Origin of the sequence: Thioalkalivibrio sp. ALMg11 (assembly GCF_000377905.1) — a bacterium.
In the GTDB taxonomy this organism is placed as follows: domain Bacteria; phylum Pseudomonadota; class Gammaproteobacteria; order Ectothiorhodospirales; family Ectothiorhodospiraceae; genus Thioalkalivibrio.
Map to the genome: position 1 here is coordinate 1 of NZ_KB898880.1, position 17,066 is coordinate 17,066.

At 62.6% G+C, this 17,066-nt stretch carries 30 protein-coding genes; 29 read left to right on the top strand and 1 reads right to left on the bottom strand.

Annotation, left to right across the window (positions count from 1 at the left end; translation table 11 throughout):
* The 29 genes from D578_RS0113425 to rplQ form a co-directional block, all read left to right on the top strand.
* On the top strand, positions 1 to 510 hold a 510-nt coding region (locus D578_RS0113425), incomplete at its 5' end, for an EF-Tu/IF-2/RF-3 family GTPase (RefSeq protein ID WP_018950453.1).
* A gap of 5 nt (positions 511 to 515) precedes the next feature.
* Complete coding sequence (gene rpsJ / locus D578_RS0113430; protein ID WP_017941070.1) at positions 516 to 827, top strand: 30S ribosomal protein S10; 312 nt, start codon at positions 516 to 518, stop codon at positions 825 to 827.
* Between the two features lie 110 nt (positions 828 to 937).
* Entirely contained in the window at positions 938 to 1,582 is a 645-nt protein-coding gene (gene rplC / locus D578_RS0113435) for a 50S ribosomal protein L3 (RefSeq protein ID WP_018950454.1), read from the top strand.
* 4 nt (positions 1,583 to 1,586) lie between these two features.
* On the top strand, positions 1,587 to 2,192 hold the full coding sequence (gene rplD, locus D578_RS0113440) for a 50S ribosomal protein L4 (protein WP_018950455.1): 606 nt from the start codon (positions 1,587 to 1,589) through the stop codon (positions 2,190 to 2,192).
* Positions 2,189 to 2,485: a 50S ribosomal protein L23 gene (gene rplW, locus D578_RS0113445; protein WP_018950456.1), complete on the top strand. Its 297-nt coding sequence runs from the start codon at positions 2,189 to 2,191 to the stop codon at positions 2,483 to 2,485. The genes rplD and rplW overlap by 4 nt, the downstream gene beginning before the upstream one ends.
* Before the next feature lie 2 nt (positions 2,486 to 2,487).
* The gene (gene rplB / locus D578_RS0113450; protein WP_018950457.1) at positions 2,488 to 3,309 is read left to right on the top strand and encodes a 50S ribosomal protein L2; all 822 of its coding nucleotides are present in this window, start codon (positions 2,488 to 2,490) and stop codon (positions 3,307 to 3,309) included.
* 12 nt (positions 3,310 to 3,321) lie between these two features.
* Positions 3,322 to 3,594: a 30S ribosomal protein S19 gene (rpsS, locus tag D578_RS0113455; RefSeq protein WP_018146456.1), complete on the top strand. Its 273-nt coding sequence runs from the start codon at positions 3,322 to 3,324 to the stop codon at positions 3,592 to 3,594.
* A gap of 9 nt (positions 3,595 to 3,603) precedes the next feature.
* Positions 3,604 to 3,945 carry a 50S ribosomal protein L22 gene (rplV, locus tag D578_RS0113460; protein ID WP_018950458.1) on the top strand — a complete coding sequence of 114 codons (342 nt, stop codon included), beginning with the start codon at positions 3,604 to 3,606 and terminating at the stop codon, positions 3,943 to 3,945.
* Positions 3,946 to 3,947: 2 nt separating this feature from the next.
* Positions 3,948 to 4,628, top strand: a complete 681-nt coding sequence (gene rpsC, locus D578_RS0113465) for a 30S ribosomal protein S3 (RefSeq protein WP_018950459.1) — start codon at positions 3,948 to 3,950, stop codon at positions 4,626 to 4,628.
* Between the two features lie 10 nt (positions 4,629 to 4,638).
* Positions 4,639 to 5,052, top strand: coding sequence for a 50S ribosomal protein L16 (gene rplP, locus D578_RS0113470; RefSeq protein ID WP_017941078.1), 414 nt, complete (start codon positions 4,639 to 4,641; stop codon positions 5,050 to 5,052).
* Complete coding sequence (gene rpmC / locus D578_RS0113475) at positions 5,052 to 5,246, top strand: 50S ribosomal protein L29 (protein ID WP_018950460.1); 195 nt, start codon at positions 5,052 to 5,054, stop codon at positions 5,244 to 5,246. The genes rplP and rpmC overlap by 1 nt, the downstream gene beginning before the upstream one ends.
* A gap of 4 nt (positions 5,247 to 5,250) precedes the next feature.
* Entirely contained in the window at positions 5,251 to 5,517 is a 267-nt protein-coding gene (gene rpsQ, locus D578_RS0113480) for a 30S ribosomal protein S17 (protein WP_018146452.1), read from the top strand.
* A gap of 22 nt (positions 5,518 to 5,539) precedes the next feature.
* Positions 5,540 to 5,908, top strand: a complete 369-nt coding sequence (gene rplN / locus D578_RS0113485) for a 50S ribosomal protein L14 (RefSeq protein ID WP_018950461.1) — start codon at positions 5,540 to 5,542, stop codon at positions 5,906 to 5,908.
* A gap of 7 nt (positions 5,909 to 5,915) precedes the next feature.
* Positions 5,916 to 6,230, top strand: a complete 315-nt coding sequence (gene rplX, locus D578_RS0113490) for a 50S ribosomal protein L24 (RefSeq protein WP_018950462.1) — start codon at positions 5,916 to 5,918, stop codon at positions 6,228 to 6,230.
* Positions 6,231 to 6,248: 18 nt separating this feature from the next.
* Complete coding sequence (rplE, locus tag D578_RS0113495) at positions 6,249 to 6,788, top strand: 50S ribosomal protein L5 (RefSeq protein ID WP_018950463.1); 540 nt, start codon at positions 6,249 to 6,251, stop codon at positions 6,786 to 6,788.
* Positions 6,789 to 6,803: 15 nt separating this feature from the next.
* On the top strand, positions 6,804 to 7,109 hold the full coding sequence (rpsN, locus tag D578_RS0113500; RefSeq protein ID WP_018950464.1) for a 30S ribosomal protein S14: 306 nt from the start codon (positions 6,804 to 6,806) through the stop codon (positions 7,107 to 7,109).
* Between the two features lie 14 nt (positions 7,110 to 7,123).
* The gene (rpsH, locus tag D578_RS0113505; protein WP_018950465.1) at positions 7,124 to 7,516 is read left to right on the top strand and encodes a 30S ribosomal protein S8; all 393 of its coding nucleotides are present in this window, start codon (positions 7,124 to 7,126) and stop codon (positions 7,514 to 7,516) included.
* 10 nt (positions 7,517 to 7,526) lie between these two features.
* Complete coding sequence (rplF, locus tag D578_RS0113510) at positions 7,527 to 8,057, top strand: 50S ribosomal protein L6 (protein WP_018950466.1); 531 nt, start codon at positions 7,527 to 7,529, stop codon at positions 8,055 to 8,057.
* Between the two features lie 10 nt (positions 8,058 to 8,067).
* On the top strand, positions 8,068 to 8,421 hold the full coding sequence (gene rplR / locus D578_RS0113515; protein WP_018168206.1) for a 50S ribosomal protein L18: 354 nt from the start codon (positions 8,068 to 8,070) through the stop codon (positions 8,419 to 8,421).
* A 26-nt stretch (positions 8,422 to 8,447) separates the two neighbouring features.
* Positions 8,448 to 8,954 (top strand): 30S ribosomal protein S5, encoded by a 507-nt coding sequence (gene rpsE / locus D578_RS0113520; protein ID WP_018950467.1) that lies wholly within the window; start codon positions 8,448 to 8,450, stop codon positions 8,952 to 8,954.
* A 3-nt stretch (positions 8,955 to 8,957) separates the two neighbouring features.
* On the top strand, positions 8,958 to 9,137 hold the full coding sequence (gene rpmD / locus D578_RS0113525) for a 50S ribosomal protein L30 (RefSeq protein ID WP_018950468.1): 180 nt from the start codon (positions 8,958 to 8,960) through the stop codon (positions 9,135 to 9,137).
* A 2-nt stretch (positions 9,138 to 9,139) separates the two neighbouring features.
* Positions 9,140 to 9,571 carry a 50S ribosomal protein L15 gene (gene rplO / locus D578_RS0113530; protein ID WP_018950469.1) on the top strand — a complete coding sequence of 144 codons (432 nt, stop codon included), beginning with the start codon at positions 9,140 to 9,142 and terminating at the stop codon, positions 9,569 to 9,571.
* A gap of 3 nt (positions 9,572 to 9,574) precedes the next feature.
* Entirely contained in the window at positions 9,575 to 10,921 is a 1,347-nt protein-coding gene (secY, locus tag D578_RS0113535) for a preprotein translocase subunit SecY (RefSeq protein WP_018950470.1), read from the top strand.
* Between the two features lie 15 nt (positions 10,922 to 10,936).
* Positions 10,937 to 11,050, top strand: coding sequence for a 50S ribosomal protein L36 (gene rpmJ, locus D578_RS15705; RefSeq protein ID WP_077277041.1), 114 nt, complete (start codon positions 10,937 to 10,939; stop codon positions 11,048 to 11,050).
* A 66-nt stretch (positions 11,051 to 11,116) separates the two neighbouring features.
* On the top strand, positions 11,117 to 11,473 hold the full coding sequence (gene rpsM / locus D578_RS0113540) for a 30S ribosomal protein S13 (RefSeq protein ID WP_018139891.1): 357 nt from the start codon (positions 11,117 to 11,119) through the stop codon (positions 11,471 to 11,473).
* 21 nt (positions 11,474 to 11,494) lie between these two features.
* Complete coding sequence (gene rpsK / locus D578_RS0113545; RefSeq protein WP_017941093.1) at positions 11,495 to 11,884, top strand: 30S ribosomal protein S11; 390 nt, start codon at positions 11,495 to 11,497, stop codon at positions 11,882 to 11,884.
* A 15-nt stretch (positions 11,885 to 11,899) separates the two neighbouring features.
* Entirely contained in the window at positions 11,900 to 12,520 is a 621-nt protein-coding gene (gene rpsD / locus D578_RS0113550; RefSeq protein WP_018950471.1) for a 30S ribosomal protein S4, read from the top strand.
* A 30-nt stretch (positions 12,521 to 12,550) separates the two neighbouring features.
* A complete protein-coding gene (rpoA, locus tag D578_RS0113555) occupies positions 12,551 to 13,540 on the top strand; it encodes a DNA-directed RNA polymerase subunit alpha (protein WP_018950472.1) in 990 nt (329 codons plus the stop codon).
* Between the two features lie 42 nt (positions 13,541 to 13,582).
* On the top strand, positions 13,583 to 13,972 hold the full coding sequence (gene rplQ, locus D578_RS0113560) for a 50S ribosomal protein L17 (RefSeq protein ID WP_018950473.1): 390 nt from the start codon (positions 13,583 to 13,585) through the stop codon (positions 13,970 to 13,972).
* A gap of 172 nt (positions 13,973 to 14,144) precedes the next feature.
* On the opposite strand, the gene uvrA is transcribed toward rplQ, so the two are convergent.
* Positions 14,145 to 16,997 carry an excinuclease ABC subunit UvrA gene (gene uvrA, locus D578_RS0113565; RefSeq protein WP_018950474.1) on the bottom strand — a complete coding sequence of 951 codons (2,853 nt, stop codon included), beginning with the start codon at positions 16,995 to 16,997 and terminating at the stop codon, positions 14,145 to 14,147.
* Positions 16,998 to 17,066 lie beyond the last annotated feature (69 nt).

Consider the following 17,066-nt stretch of genomic DNA (forward strand, 5'->3'; position numbering starts at 1 on the left):
ACCGTGGTGACTGGTCGAATCGAACGCGGCGTGGTGAAGGTTGGCGAAGAGATCGAGATCGTCGGCATTCGCGACACGCAGAAGACCACCGTCACCGGTGTCGAGATGTTCCGCAAGCTGCTGGATCAGGGCGAAGCGGGCGACAACGTGGGCATCCTGCTGCGCGGCACCAAGCGTGACGACGTTCAGCGTGGTCAGGTGCTGTGCAAGCCGGGTTCCATTACCCCGCACACCCACTTCGAGGCCGAGGTGTACATCCTGGGCAAGGAAGAGGGTGGTCGTCACACGCCGTTCTTCAACGGGTACCGTCCGCAGTTCTACTTCCGCACGACGGACGTGACGGGTTCGGTGGAGCTTCCGGAAGGCACCGAGATGGTGATGCCGGGTGACAACGTGAAGATGACGGTGTCCCTGATCAATCCGATCGCGATGGAAGACGGTCTGCGCTTTGCGATCCGCGAAGGCGGCCGCACTGTGGGCGCCGGCGTCGTCGCCAAGATTATTGAGTGAACCAGATGGCTAACCAGCGCATTCGAATTCGTCTGAAGGCCTTTGATCATCGACTGATCGACCGTTCCGCGGCCGAGATCGTCGAGACTGCGAAGCGGACCGGCGCCCGAGTCAAGGGCCCGATCCCTCTGCCGACCAAAAGCGAGGCGTATACCGTCCTGGTTTCGCCGCACGTCAACAAGGACGCGCGGGACCAGTACGAGCTACGCACGCACAAGCGACTGATGGATATCCTCGATCCGACTGACAAGACCGTGGATGCCCTGATGAAGCTGGATCTGGCTGCAGGCGTAAATGTTCAGATCAGGCTTAACTAACGTTAAATTTTCTGCCATACTATTGGGCTTTCCGTGGCCCGGCGGAATTTTCGCCGGGCCACGGCTTTAGGGCGCTTGTTAGCGCCGTCTGATACGGAAGGGGTTTTGTAATGGCTCTTGGACTCATCGGTCGCAAGCTCGGCATGTCGCGCGTCTTTACGGACGCTGGCGTCTCCGTGCCGGTTACGGTGCTGCAGGTGGACAACAATCGCGTGGTCCAGATCAAGCGCACCGAGGGCGACGGCTACAACGCGGTCCAGGTGACGGCGGGCTCGCGCAAGCCGTCCCGGGTAAGCAAGCCGGAGGCCGGGCACTACGCCGCGGCGTCGGTGGAACCTGGTCGCGGCCTGTGGGAGTTCCGCGTGGACGAGGCCGACCTCGAAGGCCTGGCTGCCGGTGATGCAATCACCGTCGACCGCTTCGAAGAAGGTCAGATCGTGGATGTGACCGCCCAGAGCAAGGGCAAGGGCTTCCAGGGTGCCGTGAAGCGTCACAACTTCCGCACCCAGGATGCGACCCATGGCAACTCGTTGGCGCATCGCGCTCCGGGTTCCATCGGTCAGAATCAGAGCCCGGGCCGTGTGTTCAAGGGCAAGAAGATGGCCGGCCACATGGGCGCCGAGCGCAAGACCATCCAGAACCTCAAGGTGGTGCGTGTCGACGCTGATCGCAGCCTGGTCCTGGTTCAGGGTGCCGTGCCGGGCGCGCCGAGTTCCGACGTGATGATTCGTCCGGCCGTGAAGGCGAAGGGTTAAAACAATGCAAGTTACGACTGCCGATACCGGGGCCAGCGTGGAGCTGTCCACCACCTGCTTCGAGCGGGATTTCAATGAACCTCTGGTGCATCAGAGCGTAGTCGCTCATCTGGCCGGTGCCCGCAGCGGCACCCGTGCCCAGAAGACCCGGGCCCAGGTCAGCGGTGGCGGCATCAAGCCGTTCCGCCAGAAAGGGACCGGGCGCGCTCGCGCTGGTACGATCCGCAGCCCGCTGTGGACCGGCGGCGGCAAGGTGTTTGCCGCGCGTACCCAGGACTTCTCGCAGAAGCTGAACAAGAAGATGTACCGCGGCGCGATGGCGTCCATTCTCTCCGAACTGCTGCGGCAGGATCGCCTTAAGGTGGTTTCAGGATTCTCCGTCGATTCGGGCAAGACCCGCGACGGGATTGCCAAGCTCGGTGAACTGGGTCTGGAGAGGGGGCTGGTGGTGCTGGCCGAGGATGACGCGATGACCGAGCGTGCGCTGGGCAACGTCCCGCACGTGGACGTGATCGGTGTGAGCGGTGTCAATCCCGCCAACCTGGTCGGGGCCGATACGGTCGTGATTACGGAAGGCGCCATCCGCAAGCTTGAGGAGTGGCTGGCATGAATTCGCGTCTGATGCAGATTATTCAGGGTCCGGTGGTGTCGGAGAAGTCGACCAACGCCGGCGAAGTGGGGCAATACGTGTTCCGCGTGCTGCCCGATGCCGACAAGGCCGAGATCAAGGCCGCGATCGAAAAGCTCTTCGAGGTGCGGGTGGAGAACGTGCGCACGCTGAACCAGCAGGGCAAGAACAAGCGCTTTGGTCGCATGTTCGGGCGGCGCAACCACTGGAAAAAGGCCTATGTGGCACTCGCGGAAGGCGAGAGCATCGACATGGGTGAAGGAGAACAGGTCTAGTCATGGCGATTATCAAGACCAATCCGACCTCCGCCGGGCGCCGTCACGCGGTAAAGATCCGCGTCGACGGTTTGCACAAGGGCGCACCGCACGCGGCGCTGCTCGAGAAGCAGACTCGCTCGGGTGGCCGCAACAACGCCGGTCGCATCACTACGCGGCACGTCGGTGGTGGCCACAAGCAGCGATACCGCATCGTTGACTTCAAGCGGAACAAGGACAGCGTGCCCGGCAAGGTCGAGCGGCTGGAGTATGATCCAAACCGCAGCGCTCATTTGGCGTTAGTACTGTACTCTGACGGCGAACGCCGGTACATTATTGCGCCCCGCGGGCTGAAGCAGGGTGATGCCGTGACTAGCGGCTCGCAAGCTCCGATTCGCGTGGGTAACGCGATGCCGCTGCGCTCCATTCCGGTGGGTACGGTGATTCACTGCATCGAGATGAAGCCGGGCAAGGGTGCGCAGATTGCGCGTTCCGCCGGTGCCTCGGCCCAGGTCGTGGCACGTGAAGGGGCGCATGCGACGATACGCCTTCGCTCCGGTGAGATGCGCCGCATCCAGTCCGAGTGTCGGGCGACGATCGGCGAAGTCGGTCACACGGAGCACAGCCTCAAGAAGTTCGGGAAGGCCGGTGCCAAGCGCTGGATGGGTGTTCGCCCAACCGTGCGCGGTACCGCGATGAACCCGGTCGACCACCCGCACGGTGGTGGTGAAGGTCGCAACTTCGGGCGTCACCCGGTGACCCCGTGGGGCCGCCCGACCAAGGGTTACAAGACCCGCAACAACAAACGTACCGACGGCATGATCGTGCGTCGGCGCAAGAAGTAACGGAGTGCCAGCATGCCGCGTTCACTGAAAAAAGGCCCGTTCGTTGATCACCACCTTCGCAAGAAGGTGGATGAGGCGCTCGAGAAAAACGACCGGCGCCCGATCAAGACCTGGTCGCGCCGCTCGATGATTATTCCGCAGATGGTGGGTCTCACCCTCGCGGTACACAACGGGCGTCAGCATATTCCGGTGCTGGTCAACGAAAACATGGTCGGCCACAAGCTGGGCGAGTTTGCGTTGACGCGGACCTTCAAGGGTCACATCGCCAACAAGAAGTCGCGCTGAGGACGAACTATGGAGACGATTGCAAAACTGCGCTACGCGCGCATCTCGCCGCAGAAGACGCGGCTGGTCGCCGACCAGGTTCGTGGCATGCGGGTGGAAGAGGCTCTGAACGAGCTGACCTTCAGCCCGAAAAAGCCGGCAGCGATTGTAAAAAAGGTGCTGGAGTCCGCGATTGCCAATGCGGAGAACAACGACGGTGCGGACATCGACGAGTTGCGCATCTCGCGCATCCAGATCGATGAAGGCCCGGTTCTCAAGCGCATGCAGGCGCGAGCCAAGGGTCGCGGCAACCGCATCATCAAGCGCACCAGCCACATTGTGGTCGGCGTGAGCGAGAAGGGAGCGAACTAACCATGGGTCAGAAAGTACATCCAACCGGCATTCGGCTGGGCATTTCTCGCCCGTGGTCGGCGACCTGGTACGCGGATGGTCGCGAGTTCGGCGAGACGCTGAACAATGACATCAAGCTGCGCACGTTTCTGCAGAAGAAGCTTGCCCATGCATCGGTCAGCCGTATCACCATCGAGCGTCCCGCCAAGGCCGCGCATATCACGATCCACACGGCACGTCCTGGGATCGTGATCGGCAAGAAGGGCGAGGACATCGACAAGCTGCGCCGCGAAGTGGCAGCCGAGACGGGCCTGGACCACGGCAACGTCAAGATCAATATCGAAGAGGTGCGCAAGCCCGAGATCGAGGCCCAGCTGGTCGCGGAAGGTATCGCCCAGCAGCTCGAACGCCGCATCATGTTCCGTCGTGCGATGAAGCGCGCCGTGGGCAACGCGATGCGCCTGGGTGCCCAGGGCATCAAGGTGCACGTGGCCGGTCGCCTGAATGGCGCCGAGATCGCGCGTTCCGAGTGGTACCGCGAAGGCCGCGTACCGCTGCACACCCTGCGTGCGGACATCGATTACGGTTTCGCCGAGGCGCGTACGACCTACGGGATCATCGGCGTCAAGGTTTGGATCTTCAAGGGCGAAGTTTTCGGCCTGGAACCGGTCGACGGGACGCGCGCTGCGGCCAACGCGAGCTAGGACATAGACCATGTTGCAGCCAAAAAGAACCAAATTCCGAAAGCAGTTCAAGGGCCGGAACCGGGGCATGGCCTCCACCGGCGCCAAGGTCAGCTTCGGCGAGTACGGCCTTCAGGCCGTGGAACGCGGTCGCATTACCGCGCGCCAGATCGAGGCGGCGCGTCGTGCGATGGTGCGTCACATCAAGCGTGGCGGGAAGATCTGGATCCGGGTGTTTCCCGACGTCCCGGTCACCAAGAAGCCGCTTGAAGTGCGCATGGGCAAGGGCAAGGGCGGTGTCGAGTACTGGGTTTGCAAGATCCAGCCCGGCCGCGTGCTTTACGAGATGGAAGGTGTGCATGAAGACGTCGCCCGTGAGGCAATGCGTCTGGCCGCCGCCAAGCTCCCGGTCAAGACGGTGTTTACCCGTCGGCAGGTGATGTAATGAAAGCAGAAGAGCTCAGAAAGAAGTCGGACGACGATCTGGACCAGGAGCTGGAAGCGCTCTACAAGGAACAGTTCGGCCTCCGTATGCAGAAGACGGTCGGGCAGCTGGCACGCCCGGATCGTGTCGGCAAGGTGCGGCGCGAGATCGCGCAGATCAAGACGCTGAAGAATGAACGCAGAAGGGCAGGTTAAGACAATGACCGAAGAAGGTTCCAGGACTCAGCGCTCCGTTGTTGGACGCGTGATTAGCGACAAGACGGACAAGACCCGTACGGTCCTGGTCGAGCGTCGCGTCCGTCATCCGCTGTACGGAAAGTTCATTCGTCGCAGCACGAAACTGCACGTCCATGACGAAGAAAATGTGTCGCGCATGGGCGATCGGGTTCGTATCCGAGAATGCCGGCCGATTTCCAAGCAGAAGCATCATGCCCTGATCGAAGTGGTCGGGCAGGACGCGCTCTGAATCGGCTGCCAGGAGATAAGACATGATTCAAATGCAGACCGTGCTCGAGGCCGCTGATAATAGCGGCGCCCGACGCATCCAGTGCATCAAGGTGCTGGGCGGCTCGCACCGCCGATACGCCCGAGTGGGCGATGTCATCAAGGTGAGCGTCAAGGATGCCATTCCGCGTGGCAAGGTAAAAAAGGGCGACGTCTACGACGCCGTCGTGGTGCGTACGGCCTCGGGCGTGCGCCGTGCGGATGGTTCGCTCATCCGCTTCGACCGCAACGCCGCGGTCCTGCTGAACAACCAGCACCAGCCGATCGGCACCCGTATCTTCGGGCCGGTAACGCGTGAACTGCGAGGGGAGAAGTACATGAAGATTATCTCCCTCGCCCCGGAAGTGCTGTGAGGACGTAATGAACAAGATTCGCAAGGGCGACGATGTCGTCGTGATTTCTGGCAAGGACAAAGGTCGACGCGGCACCATCATTAAGGTGCTCGACGGCAAGGTCCTGGTCCAGAACATCAACATGGTGAAGAAGCATCAGAAGCCGAACCCGCAGCAGGGTGTCGGTGGTGGGATTATCGAGAAGGAAATGCCGATCGATACCTCCAACGTGATGGTCTTCAACCCGGCAACCGACAAGGGTGATCGCGTGTCGTTCAAGACCCTGGAAGACGGCCGTAAAGTGCGGGTCTTCCGCTCGAACGGCGAAGTCGTGGACGCATAACGCGGGACGGACGGTTTTATGGAACGCTTTAAAGAAGAATACGAATCCACCGTGAAGCAGGCCCTGCGCGAGCAGTTCAGCTATGCCAACGTGATGGAGATCCCACGTTTCACCAAGGTGACCCTGAATATGGGTCTGGGTGATGCGGTGGCGGACAAGAAGGTGATCGAGCATGCGCTCAGCGACATGACGGCGATCGCCGGCCAAAAGCCGGTCGTGACCAAGGCGCGCAAGTCGATCGCGGGGTTCAAGATCCGGGATGATTATCCGATCGGGTGCAAGGTTACCTTGCGGCGTCGGCAGATGTACGAGTTCCTGGATCGCCTGATCAGCGTGGCCCTGCCGCGCGTGCGAGATTTCCGCGGCTTTTCCGCGAAAGCCTTTGATGGCCGTGGCAACTACAGCATGGGCATCAAGGAGCAGATCATCTTCCCGGAGATCGATTACGACCGTGTCGACAAGCTACGCGGCATGGACATCACGATTACCACCAGTGCAAGAACGGACGCGGAAGCCAAGGCCCTTTTGGAGGCCTTCCGATTCCCGTTCCGGCAGTAACCGAGGTAGGCGCACATGGCAAAGACATCGATGCTCGAGCGCGAGAAAAAGCGCGAGCGACTGGTCAACAAGTACGCGGCCAAGCGGGCCGAGCTGAAGGCGGTCCTGGTCGACGAGACCAAGTCGTCCGAAGAACGCCTGGCGGCCATGCATGCGCTGCAAAAGCTGCCGCGCGATTCGGCTCGCGTTCGGCAGACGAACCGCTGCGGCGTCACCGGTCGGCCGAAAGGCTATTACCGCCGGTTTGGCTTGGGGCGCAACAAGCTGCGCGAACACGCCATGAAGGGCGAGATTCCCGGCCTGCGCAAGGCGAGCTGGTAAGGAGATTTGAAGCGATGATGACCGATCCGATTTCCGACATGCTCACCCGTGTTCGCAACGCCCAGCGTGCGAACAAGGAGCAGGTCGCCATTCCTTTCAGCAAGGCCAAGGAGCGTATCCTGAAGGTCTTCGCCGATGAGGGTTTCGTGGGCGACATCCAGGTCGAGGGCGAAGTGGCCCAGAAGAAACTGGTGGTGAAGCTGAAGTACTTCGAGGGGCGGCCGGTCATCGAGACCGTCCAGCGGATCTCGCGTCCGGGCCTGCGGATTTATCGCGGCAAGGACGAGCTGCCGCGGGTTAACGCCGGTCTCGGCGTCGCCGTGGTCTCCACGCCACAGGGTGTCATGAGTGACCGCGCTGCCCGGGCCGCAGGCCAGGGCGGCGAAGTCCTCTGCAAGATTTACTGAGGAATCAGCCATGTCGCGCATTGCAAATCTGCCGATCACGCTGCCGAACGGCGTCTCCGTCGAGCAGTCGGACAGCGAGATCAAGATCAAGGGTCCGAAGGGCGAGCTCCAGCTCACCTGCCCCGAAGCCGTGATCGTCTCCGTCGAGGATGGGGTGGTTCGAGTGAAGGCCACCGAAAACGCGAAGAATGTCGCGTTGGCGGGTACCATTCGGGCGCTGCTGGGCAATCATGTCCACGGTGTCAGCGAAGGGTTCGAGCGCACGCTGGAATTGGTCGGCGTCGGTTATCGTGCGCAGATGCAGGGCGCGAAGTTGAACCTGACGCTCGGCTACTCGCACCCGATCGACTTCGAAATTCCGGAAGGTGTGACGGTGGAAACACCGACTGCGACCCAGGTCGTGGTCAAGGGAACAGATCGCCAGAAGGTGGGCCAGGTGGCCGCGAACATTCGCGCCATGCGTCCGCCGGAGCCTTACAAGGGCAAGGGCGTGAAGTACAAAGACGAGCGCATCGTGCGCAAAGAAGCCAAGAAGAAGTAGGTAGGCACCAGTGGACAAGAAAGAGGCCAGACTTAAGAGGGCGCGGCGCGCACGGTTCAAGATCCGTGAGCTGGGGGTGCATCGTCTCTGTATCCACCGGACGCCGCGCCACATGTACGCGCAGATCATTGCCCCCTCGGGCGACGCGGTGCTCGCCGCGGCGTCGACCGTGGAAAAGGATCTGAAGAATGCCGGGGGTTCCACCGGTAACGCCGAGGCGGCCGCCCGCGTGGGGCAAGCCATCGCGGAGCGTGCGCGTAAAGCCGGGATCGAACAGGTCGCGTTTGACCGCGCGGGTTTTCGTTATCACGGAAGGGTGAAGGCGCTTGCCGACGCCGCCCGTGAAAGCGGCCTGCAGTTCTAGTCAAACGCGATCGAGCGGAGAGAGAAATGGCACGTAACGATGTAAGCGAAGCGCAGGACGGCCTCCAGGAAAAGCTGATTGGCGTCAACCGCGTTGCCAAGGTGGTCAAGGGTGGCCGGCAGTTCCGGTTTGCCGCGCTGACCGTCGTCGGCGATGGCGAGGGACGTGTCGGGTACGGATACGCAAAGGCGCGCGAGGTACCGGCCGCCATCCAGAAGGCGATGCAGCAGGCGCGCATGGAAATGCGCAATGTGTCGCTGAATGAAGGCACGCTGCACTATGCGATCAACGGGCATCATGGCGCAGCCAATGTGTACATGCAGCCGGCCTCGGAAGGTACCGGGATCATCGCCGGTGGCGCGATGCGCGCAGTCCTCGAAGTGGCGGGCGTACGCAACGTTCTGGCCAAGTGCGTGGGTTCGCGCAATCCCATCAACGTCGTGCAGGCGACCATCGACGGGCTCACCATGGTGAACTCGCCGGAACGTGTCGCGGCCAAGCGCGGCAAGTCCGTTGACGAAGTGAAGAGCTAAGCCATGAGCAAGCTGAAACTGACACTGGTACGCAGCACTGCCGGCCGTATCGCCACGCACAAGGCGTGCGTGCGTGGGCTCGGGCTGCGCAAGACCCACAGCACCGCGACCATCGAGGCCACGCCGGAGAACCTGGGCATGGTCAAGAAGGTCTCGTACCTGCTGAAGGTAGAGGAAGTCTAATCATGCGACTGAATAACATTTCCAGCCCCGACGGCGCCCGCAAGCCGGGCAAGCGCGTCGGTCGCGGGATTGGCTCTGGTCTGGGTAAGACCGGTGGGCGCGGCCACAAGGGCCAGAAGTCTCGCTCCGGTGGGTACAGCAAGGTCGGCTTCGAAGGCGGCCAGATGCCGTTGCAGCGTCGGCTGCCCAAGGTGGGCTTCCGCTCGCGCAAGCAACAGTATTCTGCCGAGGTACGTCTCAGCGAGCTGGCCAAGGTCGACGGCGACGTAACCTTGGAGACCCTGAAAGCTGCAGGGGTTGTCCGCAACGACGCGCAGAGCGCCAAGATTTTCGCCTCCGGTGAAGTCTCGAGGGCCTGCGCCGTGAAGGGCGTGGGTGTCACTAAGGGAGCGCGGGCGGCGATCGAAGCCGCTGGCGGGAGCGTTGAGGCCTAAATAATGGCACGTGGAGCGACAGCACGTTCCGGTGGCGGGCTCACCGGTTTTACCGAGTTACGCCAACGCCTGCTGTTCGTTCTGGGTGCCCTGGTGGTGTACCGGATCGGTACATTCATACCGGTGCCCGGGATCAACCCCGTGGCCGTCTCGCAGTTTTTTGAGCAGCAAAGCGGGACGATCCTGGACATGTTCAACATGTTTTCCGGGGGGGCGCTGGAGCGTCTGTCGATCTTTGCCCTGGGGGTGATGCCGTACATTTCGGCCGCCATCATCATGCAACTTTTGGCGGCGACTGTTCCGGCGCTTCAACAGTTGAAGAAGGAAGGCGAGCAGGGTCGGCGCAAGATCACGCAATACACGCGCTACGGGACCGTGGCGCTCGCGCTGTTCCAGAGTATCGGGATCGGGATTGCCTTGAATGGTCAGACCATTCAGGGGATGCCGATGGCCCTGAACCCGGGCCCGATCTTTATCTTTACAGTCGTGGTGTCGCTGGTGACGGGCACGCTGTTCCTGATGTGGCTGGGTGAGCAGATTACGGAACGCGGCATTGGCAACGGCATTTCGATCATTATCTTCGCCGGCATCGTCGCAGGGCTTCCGGGCGCCATAGGCGGAACCCTGGAGCTGGCACGGACCGGCGAACTGGCAGCAGCGTTCGTGGTGATCCTGATCGTTCTGGCCTTGGCGGTGACTGCCTTCGTGGTGTTTGTCGAGCGCGGGCAGCGGCGGGTGACGATCAATTACGCCAAGCGCCAAGTGGGCAGGAAGATGGTCGGTGGCCAGTCCTCGCATCTTCCGCTCAAACTGAACATGGCAGGCGTGATACCGCCGATCTTCGCTTCCAGTATCATCCTGTTCCCTTCGACGTTGGGGCAGTGGTTCGGTCAGGCTGAAGGCATGGACTGGCTGCGCGAGATCTCCACGACGTTGGCGCCAGGGCAGCCGCTGTATGTGATGTTCTATGCGGCCGCGATTATTTTCTTCTGTTTCTTCTACACTGCGCTGGTGTTCAACTCGCGCGATACGGCGGAAAACCTGAAGAAGCAGGGCGCCTTCATTCCGGGGATCCGGCCAGGCGTTCAGACCGAGAAATTCATTGACGGGGTCATGACTCGACTGACGGCCGTGGGCGCGGTGTACATAACCGCGGTGTGCCTGCTGCCGGAGTTCCTGATCCTGTATTGGAACGTGCCCTTCTACTTCGGCGGGACCTCGCTTCTGATCATCGTGATCGTGGTGATGGATTTCATGGCGCAGTTGCAGTCGCATCTGGTGTCCCACCAGTACGAAGGCTTGATGAAGAAAGCGAATCTGAAGGGTTTCGGCGGGACCGGGATCCGCTAGACCAGGAGAAAGACCATGAAGGTACGTGCATCTGTAAAGCCGATGTGCCGAAACTGCAAAGTCATTCGGCGTAATGGCGTGGTGAGGGTGATCTGCTCGGACGCCCGCCACAAGCAGCGTCAGGGCTGAAGCTTGGCGTAACGCATAATCATTGCTACTATAGCCGGCTTTGCCGGATTTTGATGGAGAAGTTGGATGGCTCGCGTCGCTGGAATCAATATTCCTGACCAGAAGCACACGGTAATCGCGCTGACCGCGATCTATGGCATTGGCCCGACTCGGGCCGGCCTGATCTGCGACGGTGCGGGTGTGCGTCGGGACATCAAGGTGCGGGATCTGACGGATGCCGAAGTGGATGCCCTGCGCGCCCAGATCGACAAGATCCCCGTGGAAGGGGATCTGCGCCGGGAAGTCAGCATGAACATCAAGCGATTGATGGATCTGGGCTGCTACCGTGGCGTGCGCCACCGCCGCGGCCTGCCGCTGCGCGGTCAGCAGACGCAGACGAACGCACGCACCCGAAAGGGCCCGCGTCGCCCGATTCGCAAGTAATCAGACTGGGATCTCAGGTACATGGCACAAGCGCAAACACGGACCAAGAAAAAGGTCCGCAAAAATATCGCCGAGGGCGTGGCTCATGTGTACGCCACGTTCAACAACACGATCATCACGATCACCGACCGGCAGGGGAACACGATCAGCTGGGCCACATCAGGTGGTTCGGGCTTCCGTGGTTCCCGCAAGTCGACCCCGTTCGCCGCGCAGATCGCGGCCGAGCGTGCCGGGACGACTGCGGCCGAACACGGCGTGAAAAATCTCGACGTGATGGTGCGGGGCCCGGGTCCGGGTCGCGAATCGGCGGTACGTGCGCTGAACAATGCCGGGTTCAAGATCACGAATATCAGTGACGTAACCCCGATCCCTCACAACGGCTGCCGGCCGCCCAAGAAACGCCGCGTTTAAGGCTGGAGTTGAAGAATGGCTCGTTACATTGGACCGAAATGCAAGTTGAGTCGCCGCGAAGGCGTGGACCTGGGCCTGAAGAGTGGGGTCCGTGCGCTGGAGACGAAGTGCAAACTCGACAAGCCCCCGGGTCAGCACGGCGAACGCCGTACTCGTCTGTCGGACTATGCCGTGCAGCTGCGCGAAAAGCAGAAGCTTCGCCGCATCTATGGCGTGCTGGAGAAACAGTTCCGCAACTATTACAAGAAGGCCGCTCAGCGCAAGGGCTCCACGGGTGAGAACCTGCTGAAGCTGCTGGAAGGTCGTCTGGATAACGTCGTGTATCGCATGGGCTTCGGGTCGACCCGTTCCGAGGCGCGTCAGCTGGTTGCGCATCGCGCGATCCAGGTGAACGGCCAGGTGGTCAACATCGCGGCCTTCCAGGTGCAGCCGTCGGACGTGGTCACGGTTCGGGAGAAGGCGCGCAAGCAGGTGCGCATCCAGGACTCGATGACCCTGGCCGAGCAGACCGGGTTCGCGAGCTGGATCGAAGTGGACACCAGCAAGTTCGAGGGTACGTTCAAGGCGATCCCGGATCGTTCCGATCTGCCTGCGGACATCAACGAGTCGCTCGTCGTCGAGCTGTACTCGAAGTAATCGTTTTTCGGCCTGGCGCCAGGAGTCACAATGCAGTCGAACGAACTGGTCAAGAAACAGCAGATCGAGGTCGAGGCCGAGAATCGGAATCAGGCCAAGGTCGCTCTCGAGCCGCTGGAACGCGGCTTCGGCCACACCCTGGGCAACGCCCTGCGACGTGTATTGCTTTCGTCCATCCCGGGTGCGGCCATTGTCGAGGCCCGGATTGAAGGCGTGCTGCACGAGTACACCACCATCGAGGGTGTGCAGGAGGATGTCGTCGACATCCTGCTGAACCTGAAGGGTGTGGCGCTGCGTATGCACAGCCGGGACGAGTCCACGCTGACCCTGAGGAAGACGGGTCCGAGCGTGGTGACCGCCGGTGACATTCAGGTGGACCATGATGTCGAGGTGGTGAATCCGGAACACGTGATCGCGACGATCACCAAGAACGTGGATCTGGACATCACTCTGACGGCCCGTGCCGGTCGCGGCTACGAGCCCGTCAGCGCGCGGCGCAAGGCTGAGGGTGGCGACGATACCGGCATCGGGCGGTTGTTGCTGGATGCCAGCTTTAGCCCCATTCGCCGCGTCTCCTACCGTGTCGAGAACGCGCGTCTGGCGCAACGGACCGACATGGATCGCCTGGTGCTCGAGCTCGAGACCAACGGCGCGATCGCGCCGGATGACGCGGTGCGTCAGGCCGCGACGATTCTCCAGGGCCAATTGGCGCCGTTTGTCGACTTGCAAGAAGAGACCGGCGAAGTCGCGGGTGCCGTGGGTGGCGCGATCGATCCAGTGCTGCTGCGTCCGGTGGACGAGCTGGAGCTGACCGTCCGCTCGGCGAACTGCCTTAAGGCCGAGAACCTGTACTACATCGGGGATCTGGTTCAGCGTACTGAGGTGGAGCTGCTGCGCGCGCCCAACCTTGGTAAGAAGTCGCTGACCGAGATCAAAGACACGCTGGCGACCCACGGGCTGTCGCTCGGCATGCGTCTCGAGAACTGGCCGCCGCCGGGTCTGCGCGACGACAACGAGTAATCACGGCGCCCCGCGCCCATCGTTTTTTAGAGGAAGCCTCTCATGCGTCATCGTCATTCCGGCCGTCAGCTTGGCCGCAACAGCTCGCACCGCAAGGCCACGTTTCAGGCCATGTCTGTGGCCCTGTTCCGGCACGAACTGATCAAGACCACGCTGCCCAAGGCGAAAGAGCTGCGTCGCGTGGCCGAACCGCTGATCACGCTGGCCAAGGAAGACAGCGTTCACGGCCGCCGGCTGGCGTTTGCCCGTCTTCGCGACAAGGAGATCGTGGGCAAGTTGTTCGCCGAGCTCGGTCCTCGCTACCAGGAACGGCCCGGTGGTTACCTGCGGATCCTGAAGTGCGGGAATCGCGCGGGTGATAACGCCCCGATGGCGTACGTCGAGCTCGTGGATCGGCCGGAAGTAGAGGCCGGAGAAGGCGAAGCCGCCTGAGGCCTCGTCGCCAAAGGAAGTCGCGCTCGCAGGTTGAGCGTTCGGAGAGCCGGCCTTGAGCCGGCTTTCTTGCGTCTGGGTAGCCGCGAATTACGAAAGAGAGAGGTGGCTGCGGTCGGCGGCGGTTGTGCGCAGGCGCGCAGACCTCGGGGCTGGAAGGGGCCCCAGGCCGTTAACCGTTGGCGGCGTGGGAGGCGTTTGCGCCGGGGAGCAGGGGCGCAAGGAACTGGCCAGTGTGGCTGTGGGCCGTGGCCGCCACCGCCTCGGGCGTTCCCGCTACCAGGAGTTCGCCGCCGCCGCTGCCGCCTTCCGGGCCGATGTCGATCAGCCAGTCGGCGGTCTTGATGACGTCGAGGTTGTGCTCGATGACGACGATGGTATTGCCATGGTCGCGGAGGCGGTGGAGGACTCGCAGGAGCTGGGCGATGTCCTCGAAATGCAGGCCGGTGGTGGGCTCATCGAGGATGTAGAGCGTATGACCGGTATCGCGCTTGGAGAGCTCGCGGGCGAGCTTGATCCGCTGGGCCTCGCCACCGGAAAGGGTGGTGGCATTCTGCCCCAGCTGGATGTAGGACAGGCCGACCTCCATGAGCATCTCCAGCTTGCGGTGGATGACCGGCACCGGCTGGAAGAAGTCGAGGGCCTCCTCGACCGTCATGTCCAGGACTTCGTGGATATTCTTGCCCTTGTAGCGCACGTCCAGGGTTTCGCGGTTATAGCGTTGGCCCTTGCAGACGTCACAGGGGACGAAGACGTCCGGCAGGAAGTGCATTTCGACCTTGATCACACCATCGCCCTGGCAGGCCTCGCAGCGCCCGCCACGGACGTTGAACGAGAAGCGCCCTGGCTTGTAGCCGCGCGAGCGCGCCTCGCCGGTCGCGGCAAACAGTTCGCGGATGGGCGTAAACAGGCCGGTGTAGGTGGCCGGGTTGGAGCGTGGGGTGCGCCCGATCGGGCTCTGGTCGATGTCGACCACCTTGTCGATCAGCTCCATTCCGTCGATGCGGTCGTGATCCTCGATGTGGTGGCGCCCGCCATGCAGGGCGGTGGCGACCGCCGGGTACAGGGTGTTGTTGACCAGGGTAGACTTGCCGGAGCCGGAGACCCCGGTCACGCAGGTGAACAGCCCGGTGGGGAAGGCGAAATCACCGCCCTTCAGGTTGTTGCCACGCGCGCCGATTACGCGGATCTCGCGTTCCGCATCGGGCTGCGTTCGCTGTTCCGGCACCGGGATGCAGCGGGTGCCGCGCAGGTACGCGCCGGTGAGGGAATCGGGATGATTCGCGACCACATCCGGGGTGCCCGCCGCCACGATGTGGCCGCCGTGGCGACCTGCGCCGGGACCGATGTCCACCACATAATCGGCCTGTCGGATGGCATCCTCGTCATGCTCCACCACGATGACCGTGTTGCCGAGGTCGCGCAGGTGGCTAAGTGTCTTTAGCAGGCGTGCGTTGTCGCGCTGGTGCAGTCCAATCGAGGGCTCGTCGAGGATGTACATCACCCCGACCAGGGCCGAGCCGATCTGCGAGGCCAGGCGGATACGCTGGGCCTCGCCGCCGGAAAGCGTGTCGGCGGAGCGGTCAAGGGTCAGGTAGTCGAGGCCGACATCGTTGAGGAACCCAAGGCGCGCGGAGATCTCGCGCACGATTTTCTCGGCGATCTGGGCGAAGCGCCCCGGCAGGCGCAGGTCGTCGAAGAAGGCCTGGGCGTTGGCCACACTCATGTGCGTGACCTCGGGCAGGGTCCTATCGCTGACGAAGACGTTGCGTGCGGCCGAGTTCAGGCGCGTGCCGTGGCAGTCGGGGCAGGGCTGTTCCGCCTGGTAGCGGCCCAGTTCCTCGCGCACTGCCGCGGAGTCGGTCTCGCGGTAGCGCCGCTCGAGGTTCGGGATCACGCCCTCGAACACGCGTTCGTCGGTGCGCAGTTGGCCGTTGGCCGCCGGGGTCGACAGCTTGACCTTCTCGGTGCCCGAACCATGCAGGACTACGGCACGGACCTCGGCCGGCAATTCCTGCCAAGGGGCCTCTACGTCGAAGCCGTAATGCCGGGCGAGACTGCTCAGCAGGCTGAAGTACCAGGCGTTGCGCCGATCCCAGCCCCGTACGGCCCCGCCACCGAGGCTTAGCTCGGGCTGCGACACCACCCGCTCGGGGTCGAAAAACTGGTGTACGCCGAGGCCGTCGCAGGTGGGGCAGGCGCCCGCCGGGTTGTTGAACGAGAACAGCCGGGGCTCCAGCTCGCGCAGGGCATAGCCGCAGATCGGACAGGCGTAGCGGGCGGAGAAGATCATCGCCTCGCGTTCCGGCTCGTCCATCCACGCGATCAGCGCCAGGCCGTCGGCCAGTTCGGTGGCGGTCTCGAAGGACTCGGCCAGGCGCTGGCGCAGGTCTTCGCGCACGCGGAAGCGGTCGATCACGATCTCGATGTTGTGCTTGCGCTTGGGGTCCAGCGCCGGCAGGGCGTCGAGGTCGTGGATGTCGCCATTGATGCGCGCGCGCAGGTAGCCCTGGGAACGCATCGCCTCCAGCATCTTGTGATGTTCGCCCTTGCGGCCGCGGACCACCGGCGACAGCAGCATGACCTTGTCGCCCTCGGGCAGTTCCAGTACCTGATCGACCATCTGCGAGATGGTCTGGGCGGCCAGCGTCTCGCCGTGTTCCGGGCAGCGGGGCTCGCCGGCGCGCGCGAACAGCAGGCGCAGGTAGTCGTAGATCTCGGTGATGGTCCCGACCGTGGAGCGCGGGTTGTGCGAGGTGCTCTTCTGCTCGATGGAGATCGCCGGCGACAGACCCTCGATCTGGTCGACGTCGGGCTTTTCCATCATCGACAGGAACTGCCGGGCATAGGTCGACAAGCTCTCCACGTAGCGGCGCTGGCCCTCGGCGAACAGGGTGTCGAAGGCCAGTGAGGACTTGCCCGAACCGGAAACGCCGGTGATCACGATCAGCCGTTCGCGCGGCAGGTCGAGGTCCACGTTCTTCAGGTTATGGGTGCGGGCGCCGCGAATACTGATGCTGTCCATGGGGCTGGATCGACTCCACTGGGTTACGTCGCGCGGCGCGCTAGCGAAAACACGGATCAGTGTTTCCTT